8 protein-coding genes and 1 pseudogene are annotated in these 8,482 nt (G+C 66.0%); 1 reads left to right on the top strand and 8 read right to left on the bottom strand.

Features of this window, described 5'->3' with window-relative positions:
* Window positions 1-354: pseudogene (locus AC07WC_RS11765) on the bottom strand (efflux transporter periplasmic adaptor subunit); the annotation flags it as partial.
* 231 nt (window positions 355-585) lie between these two features.
* On the opposite strand from AC07WC_RS11765, the gene AC07WC_RS11760 reads away from it, so the two are divergent.
* The gene (locus AC07WC_RS11760; protein WP_495210145.1) at window positions 586-1,254 is read left to right on the top strand and encodes a TetR family transcriptional regulator; all 669 of its coding nucleotides are present in this window, start codon (window positions 586-588) and stop codon (window positions 1,252-1,254) included.
* Between the two features lie 64 nt (window positions 1,255-1,318).
* On the opposite strand, the gene hslU is transcribed toward AC07WC_RS11760, so the two are convergent.
* The 7 genes from hslU to AC07WC_RS11725 all read right to left on the bottom strand — a co-directional run bounded on the left by hslU (window position 1,319) and on the right by AC07WC_RS11725 (window position 8,377).
* Window positions 1,319-2,692 carry an ATP-dependent protease ATPase subunit HslU gene (hslU, locus tag AC07WC_RS11755; protein WP_495210144.1) on the bottom strand — a complete coding sequence of 458 codons (1,374 nt, stop codon included), beginning with the start codon at window positions 2,690-2,692 and terminating at the stop codon, window positions 1,319-1,321.
* 124 nt (window positions 2,693-2,816) lie between these two features.
* Window positions 2,817-3,368, bottom strand: coding sequence for an ATP-dependent protease subunit HslV (gene hslV, locus AC07WC_RS11750; protein ID WP_019183676.1), 552 nt, complete (start codon window positions 3,366-3,368; stop codon window positions 2,817-2,819).
* A gap of 91 nt (window positions 3,369-3,459) precedes the next feature.
* Window positions 3,460-4,350, bottom strand: coding sequence for a tyrosine recombinase XerC (gene xerC / locus AC07WC_RS11745; protein ID WP_495210143.1), 891 nt, complete (start codon window positions 4,348-4,350; stop codon window positions 3,460-3,462).
* A 22-nt stretch (window positions 4,351-4,372) separates the two neighbouring features.
* Window positions 4,373-5,050 (bottom strand): DUF484 family protein, encoded by a 678-nt coding sequence (locus tag AC07WC_RS11740; protein WP_495210142.1) that lies wholly within the window; start codon window positions 5,048-5,050, stop codon window positions 4,373-4,375.
* Entirely contained in the window at window positions 5,047-5,901 is an 855-nt protein-coding gene (gene dapF / locus AC07WC_RS11735) for a diaminopimelate epimerase (RefSeq protein WP_495210141.1), read from the bottom strand. The genes AC07WC_RS11740 and dapF overlap by 4 nt, the downstream gene beginning before the upstream one ends.
* Window positions 5,894-6,136 (bottom strand): LPS translocon maturation chaperone LptM, encoded by a 243-nt coding sequence (gene lptM, locus AC07WC_RS11730; protein ID WP_495210140.1) that lies wholly within the window; start codon window positions 6,134-6,136, stop codon window positions 5,894-5,896. The genes dapF and lptM overlap by 8 nt, the downstream gene beginning before the upstream one ends.
* 120 nt (window positions 6,137-6,256) lie before the next feature.
* Complete coding sequence (locus AC07WC_RS11725; protein WP_495210139.1) at window positions 6,257-8,377, bottom strand: S9 family peptidase; 2,121 nt, start codon at window positions 8,375-8,377, stop codon at window positions 6,257-6,259.
* Between the last annotated feature and the right edge of the window lie 105 nt (window positions 8,378-8,482).

Genomic DNA, 8,482 nt, shown 5'->3' with positions numbered 1-8,482 from the left:
GGCATTGGCGGTGGCTTCGGCGCGGGCCAACTGGGCGCGGGCGCTGTTGGCCTGGGCGCGGTAGCTGGCGTCATCGAGCTGGTACAGCGGCTGCCCCGCAGTGACCAGTCCGCCTTCGGTGAACAGGCGCTTGGCCACGATGCCATTGACCTGCGGGCGCACTTCAGCGACCAGGAAGGCGTTGGTCCGGCCTGGCAGTTCACGGGTCAGGCCGACCTGCTCGGCTTTCAGGGTGGCCACGGTGACCTGGCCGGGCCCGCCCTGCGGACCCTCCTGCTCACCACCGCCACAGGCGGACACGGTCAGGGCGATCGCAAGGGACAGCGCGAGAAGACGGTACGGGGTTCTGGACATGGTGGCAGGGGCTCGCAGACGGAAAAGGGTGCGCCTGCAGCCCCACTTCGGATAAAAGCGAAGAATGACGATAAACAGGCAGCAAATGACGACAAATATCCGAAACGAGACCCGCCGACGTTCGCAGGCAGTCCTCGCTGAGGATCAGTGGGGCGCAAATATACATACATGCATGTTTGTTTGTAAAGCGGTACAATTCAGGCCGGTTTCATCCAGCAACTGCACAGCGCAATGGCCAGAAAAACCAAAGAAGAGGCGCAGGCCACCCGCGAGGGCATCCTCGACGCGGCCCAGCTCTGTTTCCATGAATACGGCGTCGCCGGCACCAGCCTGGCGATGATCGGCGCGCGCGCCGGATTCACCCGCGGCGCGGTGTATTGGCACTTCAAGAACAAGGCCGAAGTGCTGACCGCGATGATCGACCGCGAGCGCGTGCCGTTCATCGAGCGGATGCGCCGCACCACCTCGGCCAAGCGCAGCACGCCGATCCTGGACCTGCGCTCGGCGCTGCTGGTCTCCTTCCGCGAGCTGGCCGAAGACGAGCGCCTGCGCAACATGATGGAAATCATGCTGCGCAACGATCTGTCGGTGGAGAGCCTGGCGATGCAGGAACTGCAGCGCGAAGCGTCGCGCGAGGAACTGGCGATCATCGCCGCAGCGCTCGAGCGCGCGCGCGCGCTGGGCCAGCTGCGCGATCACGTGGATGCCGAAACCGTGGCGCGCATCGTCAGCACCAGCCTGACCGGCGTGCTGTACAGCGCCATGCTGGAACCGGACCTGTTCGAGATCCAGCGTGACGGCATGCAGACGCTGGATGCGATCTTCAGTGCGTTCGTCAAACCGGGCGTATTCACCCCGGGCGCCCCGCCGACGCCGTTGCCGACCGACGACGAGGTCTGAGGCAAAAAAAAACGGCGACACCTTCGTGCCGCCGCTCTTCCTACCACCCGATCATTGCGTGCCGTTACAGGATGTAGCGGCTCAGGTCCGGATCCTGCACCAGCTCGCCCAGATGCGCATCGACGTAGGCCTGGTCGATGCTGATGGTCTCGCCATCGCGGTCCGGGGCCTCATAGCTCAGCGTATCCAGCAGGCGTTCCAGCACGGTGTGCAGGCGCCGCGCGCCGATGTTTTCCTGACGCTCGTTGACCTGGAAGGCGATCTCGGCCAGACGATCCACCGCGTCGACGGTGAACTTCATCGAGACGCCTTCGGTCTGCAGCAGCGCTTCGTACTGCTTGGTCAGCGCGGCCTTCGGCTCGGTCAGGATGCGCACGAAGTCCTGCTTGCTCAGCGCACCCAGCTCCACGCGGATCGGGAAACGGCCCTGCAGTTCCGGGATCAGATCGCTGGGCTTGGCCAGGTGGAACGCACCGGAGGCAATGAACAGGATATGGTCGGTCTTGATCGTGCCGTACTTGGTGGAGACGTTGGAGCCCTCCACCAGCGGCAGCAGGTCGCGCTGCACGCCTTCGCGCGAGACATCGCCACCGCCGACGTTGTCACCGCGCTTGGCGACCTTGTCGATCTCGTCGATGAACACGATGCCATGCTGTTCGCAGGCTTCGATCGCGGCGCTGCGGATATCGTCTTCATTGACCAGCTTGCCGGCCTCTTCTTCGATCAGCAGCGGCCGCGCGGCCTTGATCGACAGCGTGCGCTTCTGCGCTTTCGCGCCGCCCATGCTGGAGAACATCTGGCGCAGCTGCTGGCCCATTTCCTCCATGCCCGGCGGGGTCATGATGTCCATGCTGACGTTGGCGGAGACTTCCAGATCGATCTCACGCTCATCCAGTTCGCCATTGCGCAGCATGCGGCGGAACTTGATGCGGGTCTCGTTGTCCTGCGCAGACAGCTCGTTGCGCGCGGCGTCGGCATCGAAGCCGATACCGGCGCTGCGGCGCGGCAACAACGCATCCAGGATGCGGTCTTCGGCGCGTTCTTCGGCCTGCGTGCGTACGCGCACCTTGGCCTGCTCGCGGTACAGCTTGACCGCGGTATCGGCCAGGTCGCGGATGATCTGCTCCACGTCCTTGCCGACGTAGCCGACCTCGGTGAAGCGGGTCGCTTCGACCTTGACGAACGGCGCGTTGGCCAGCGTGGCCAGGCGACGCGCGATCTCGGTCTTGCCGACGCCGGTCGGACCGATCATCAGGATGTTCTTGGGCATCACTTCATTGCGCAGCTCGGTCGGCAGCTGCATGCGGCGCCAGCGGTTGCGCAGCGCGATGGCCACCGCGCGCTTGGCGTCGTGCTGGCCGACGATGTGCCGATCCAGTTCCTGCACGATCTCGCGCGGGGTCATGGTGGCGGAAGAAACTTCAATCTTGTGCGGCATGGGTGTGCTCACGAATGAATTTGGTGTATCGGGTGCAACGTCCCCTGAGTAAGGGGATGGTCGCGACGAGGCGGCGATGCAGCGCCACGCCATGCGTGGCTCCACCGGCCTTTGACCCTGCGGGTCAAAGCTCTTCAACCACCACGTTGCGATTGGTGTAGATGCAGATGTCGCCGGCGATGTTGATCGACTCGGTGGCGATCGTGCGGGCATCCAGTTCGGTGTGCGCCATCAGCGCGCGGGCGGCCGACAGTGCATACGAACCGCCGGAACCGATCGCGATGATGCCGTCTTCCGGCTCGATCACATCACCGGTGCCGCTGATGATCAGCGAGGTATCCTTGTCAGCCACGGCGAGCAGCGCTTCGAGCTTGCCCAAGCGGCGTTCGGTGCGCCAATCCTTGGCCAGTTCCACCGCGGCGCGCTGCAGCTGGCCATGCTTCTCCAGCTTGGCCTCGAACAGCTCGAACAGGGTGAAGGCATCGGCGGCGGCACCGGCGAAACCGGCCAGCACCTGGCCTTCGCGACCCAGGCGGCGGACCTTGCGGGCGTTGCCCTTCATCACCGTGTGGCCGAGCGTGACCTGGCCGTCGCCGGCGACGGCGACATGCCCATTGCGCCGCACCGAGATGATGGTGGTGGCATGAAATACGTTGGGATTCTGACTGGGGTCCATGGAGCCTCCGGGGTGACAACGACTGAGGTGGGGTCTGTGTCCGACGCTTCAACCCGCCCTGCCCTGCGCCCGGATGCCGCAGCGGATCGATTCAGCTTTCGTTGCCGCTCTTGCGCCGCTTGGCACGCGGGTGCGCGGCGTCGTAGACCTTGGCCAGGTGCTGGAAATCCAGGTGGGTGTAGATCTGCGTGGTGGCGATATCGGCGTGGCCGAGCAGCTCCTGCACGCCCCGCAGGTCGCCGGAGGATTCCAGGATGTGGCTGGCGAAACTATGCCGCAGCATGTGCGGGTGCACGTGTTTGAACAGGCCTTGGCGCTGCGCCAACTGGCGGATGCGGATCTGCACGGCGCGCTGGGTAATCGGCCCGCCCTTGCGCCCCGGGAACACCGGCGCGGTCGCCGCACCGCCACTTTCGGCGCGCCAGCCCTGCAGCGCGGTGCGCGCATGCGAACCGAACGGCACCCGCCGTTCGCGGTTGCCCTTGCCGAGCACGTTGACCAGCCCGGTATCGAAATCCAGATCGCGCCAGATCAGCGCGCACAGCTCGCTCAGGCGCAGTCCGGAGGAATAGAACAGCTCCAGCAGCGCGCGGTCGCGCAGGCCGAGCGGCGCGTCGGTCGGCAGTTCGACCAACTGCACGGCCTCATCGGCATCGAGTACCTGCGGCAGCTTGCGCGGTGCCTTCGGCGCTTTCAGGCCCGTGGCCGGATTGGCCTCGATGCGATGGTGCTTGAGCAGCCACGCGTAGAAACTGCGGCACGCCGACAGCCGGCGCTGCAGCGAGGTGGGCGACAGGCCACGGCGGTGTTCCGCGGCGATGAACTGGCGCAGCTGCGCACTGTCGAGGGCATCGATGACCGCGCCCTGCCCGTCCGACCACGCCACGAGGGCATCCAGGTCGCGACGGTAGGCATCCAGCGTGTGCGCCGACATGCGGCGCTCCACCAGCAGATGCGACAGGAACTCCTGCGCGGTACTCACGACGGCTCCGCTCAACGGGATCTCAGGGTGACGGGAAACGTTGCAGGGCCACGACCAGCGACTCGCCCATCATGCGCAGGAACAGCGTCCCCATGCCGGGATAGAACCGATTGCCATCGTGGCTGCCGACCGCGATCAGGCCGACGCCCGGCAGCGGCAACAGTGCGCTGGACTGCACTTCCTCGGCGCGCGCGGCGTACAGCACCGTGTTCTTTTCCGGCTGCAGGCGGCCGCAGATCGGCTCGCCGTCCTTCAGGCAATCGCGGAACACACCGAGCAGCGGGCTGCTCTCCTCGATCACCTGCAGCCACGGCGCCTGCTCCAGCCCGGCGACCGGGTGCAGCACGATCAGCCGCACCAGATCACCGGCGAAATCTTCTTCCAGCGAGGCGGCCATCGCCCGCAGGGTATCGGCCGCCGAGTCCTGTTTCATCAGTGCCAGGGTGAGCTGGTGCGTGCGCACGGCCAGGCGCTCGTTGATCTGCGCATTGGCGGCCAGATCGGCCAGCCGCCGCGACAGCTCACGGTTCTTGTCGCGCAGCACTTCCAACTGGTAGCTGGCCAGCGACGCGGTGGGGCCGTCATCGCGCGGCACCACCAGGGTCAAGGCCAGGTCCGGGAACTGTTTCAGGAAGGTCGGATGCCGACGCAGCCAGGCGGCTACTTCGTGCGATCCGATTTTCTCGGCGGTATCGCTCATGCGTTCCACTCCCCATCAAAGACGAAGGCTGCGGGTCCGGACATCACGATCTGTGCATCATCGGCCGGCCAGCGGATGCGCAGATCACCGCCCGGAAGCGACATCGTGGCATCGCGCTGCAGGCGACCGCGCTGCATCATCACCACGGCCGCGGCACAGGCGCCACTGCCACAGGCCAGGGTCTCGCCGGCACCGCGCTCGTAAACGCGCAGGCGCGCATGCTGCGGGCCGAGCACCTGCACGAAGCCGACGTTGACCGACTTCGGGAACGAGGCGTGCTGCTGCAGCAAGGGGCCCAGGCGCTCGACCGGGGCGGCATCGACCAGACCCACTTCGATCACCGCATGCGGATTGCCCATCGACACCGCGCCGAAGCGCACCGTGTCGCCCTGCAATGGCAGCAGGTACTCCTCACGGGCGCGTGCAAAACCGATCAGCGGCACCTGCTCCGGTTCGAAGCGCGGCACGCCCATCGCCACCGCGTACTGGTCTTCGCCCAGCCGTTCGACCGCATGGGTGGTGACCGGGCTGTCGATCGCGAACGTGCTGCCACTGGCCGCGCCATCACGCACCAGCCAGGCGGCCACGCAGCGCGCTCCGTTGCCACACTGCTCGGAACTGCTGCCATCGGCATTCCAGATCCGGTAGGACGCCACCGAACCCTCCGCCCTGGGCGGCTCGATGGTCAGGATCTGGTCACAGCCTACGCCGGTATGGCGGTCGGCCAGGCGCGCGGCCAGCGAGGCATCCGGCGGCGCGCTGCCATCGCGCAGGTCCAACACCACGAAATCATTGCCGGCGCCATGCATCTTGGTGAAGCGCAGCGCCGCGGACGTGCTCGGCTTACTCATCCCCGTCATTGGCCTTCAGCGCCGGGGCATCCACGGGATCGGGGACGATCGGGGCATCATTGCCGGCATCGGCGGCCGGCGGCGTGGCGTCGGCGGCCGGTTCGACCAGTTGTTCTTCGACCGGGACCGGCTTCTGCGGCAGCACCAGCGGGCCCTTGTTGCCACAGGCCGACAGCACCAGCAGCGCCGAGGCGGCCAGCGTCAGGGAGATGAGGGTACGGGGGGATGTCTTCATGCCCTGAGTATAGCCGCGCCCTTTGAGCCCTTGGGTGCTGGCTGGATGAACAGGCAGGCGGGAGCGCGTGCCCCGCGCCGGCCGGGCCGCCGAGATGGCTGCCCGACCGTCGACGCGGCCTTACTTCGCCGCCGGCGTCACGCCCAGCTGGTCAAGCACGAACGCATACGATTCGGCCAACTCGTGATAGCGCTGGAAGCGACCGGACTTGCCGCCGTGACCGGCTTCCATGTTGGTGCGGAACACGATCGGGAAGTGGCCGGTGTTGTCATCGCGCAGCTTGGCCACCCACTTGGCCGGCTCCCAGTACTGCACCTGCGAATCCCACAGGCCGGTGCCGACGTACAGGGCCGGATAGGCCTGCTTGCCGACGTTGTCGTACGGCGAGTATTTCAGCATGTAGTCGTAGTACTCGCGCTGCTCCGGGTTGCCCCACTCGTCATATTCGTTGGTGGTCAGCGGGATGCTGGCATCCAGCATGGTGGTGACCACATCCACGAACGGCACCTGGGCGACCATCACCCGGTAATCCTGCGGCGCCTGGTTGGCCACCGCCCCCATCAGCAGGCCACCGGCGCTGCCACCGGAGGCGGCGACACGGTCCTTGGCCGCATAGCCTTGGCGGACCAGTTCGCGGGTAACGTCGACGAAGTCGTTGAAGGTGTTCTGCTTCTTCAGCAGCTTGCCGTCTTCATACCACGCACGGCCCATTTCCTGGCCGCCGCGGATGTGCGCGATGGCATACACCACGCCACGGTCGAGCAGGCTGACCACGGTCTGGTTGAAGCCCGGGTCCATCGACATGCCGTAGCTGCCGTAAGCGTACTGGTACAGCGCGCCGGTGCCGTCTTTCTTGAAGCCATTGCGGTAGACCAGCGAGACCGGCACCTTGACGCCGTCACGCGCCGTCACCCATACACGCTCGGTGGTGTACTGCGACGGGTCATAGCCGATCACCGGCTGCTGCTTGAGCTGGCGGCGCTCACCGGTGACGGTGTTGAGCTCGTAGGTGGTGGTCGGCGTGGTCAGCGAGGTGTAGGCGTACCGCAGCCACGGGGTGTCGTGCTCGCTGTTGGCGGCCAGCCCCATCGAGTAGGCCGGCTCGTCGGCCTTCACGTAGTCCTGCCGGCCGTCCGGAAACAGCAGGCGCACGCGCTCCAGCCCGTTGGAGCGCTCGGCGATCGCGGTGAAGCCATCGAACAGCTCGAAGCCTTCGATCAGCACGGCGTCATCGTGGGCGACCCAGTCTTTCCACTGGCCGCGCGTGGTGGCATCGCTGGGTGCGGTGACGATCTTGAAGTTCTTCGCGTCCACATCGTTGGTGCGGATCACCCAGCGGCCGTTGAAGTGGTCGGCATCGTATTCCACATCGCGCGCACGCGGCGCCAGCACCTTGAACGCCTGCGGATCGGCGGCGGGCGCGTAGCGCGTTTCCGAGCTGACCGTGCTGTGCAGTTCGATGGTCAGGAAACGATCATCGCGGGTGCGGCCGACGCCCATGTAGAAGCTGTCGTCCTTCTCTTCGTAGACGAGCACGTCGCTGCTGGCCGGGGTGCCCAGCACGTGCTTTTTGACGCGCACGGTGAGCAGGGTGTCCGGATCGTTCTCGACATAGAACAGGGTGCGGTTGTCATCGGCCCAGACCACGTTGGGCGAGACGTTCTCGATGCGGTCCGGCAGCACTTCACCGGTGCGCAGGTCCTTGAAGCGGATCACGTACTGGCGGCGGCCGACATCGTCCTCGGCCCAGGCCAGCAGATGGTTGTCCTGGCTGACATCGGCATCGCCTACGTTGAAGTAGCCCTTGCCCTCGGCCATCGTGTTGATGTCGAGCAGGATTTCCTCCGGCGCCTCCATGCTGCCCTTGCGGCGCGCCTGGATCGGGTAATCCTTGCCGGTTTCAAAGCGGGTGTAATACCAGTAGCCGCGGTCACGCGACGGCACGCTGGCGTCGTCCTGCTTGATGCGGGCGACGATCTCCTTGTACAGGGTGTCTTCCAGCGGCTTGAGCGGGGCCACGACCTGGTCGGTGTAGGCGTTCTCCGCGTTCAGGTAGGCCAGCATCTTCGCGTCTTCGCGCTTGTCGTCGCGCAGCCAGTAGTAATCATCGCTGCGGGTCGCGCCGAAGGGAGCCTTCACCGTGTGCGGGTGCTTCTCGGCGTCGGGCGGGGTCAGCGCGGGGGCGGCGTGCACGTTGGAGGTCATGAGGCTGGCAACCAGTAAACAAAGGGCGGGTTTCACGAGATAAGGCTCCTGGCGGGGGAATGCAATGGCGTCCGTGTCCGCGCAGTCTGTGCCGCCGGGTGGGCCGGCAGCAAGCCTGTCGTTGGTCACTGCGCCTATCAT

It is taken from the genome of Stenotrophomonas sp. GW821-FHT01H02A (assembly GCF_059422145.1).
This window is presented reverse-complemented; position numbering and strand designations above follow the sequence as displayed.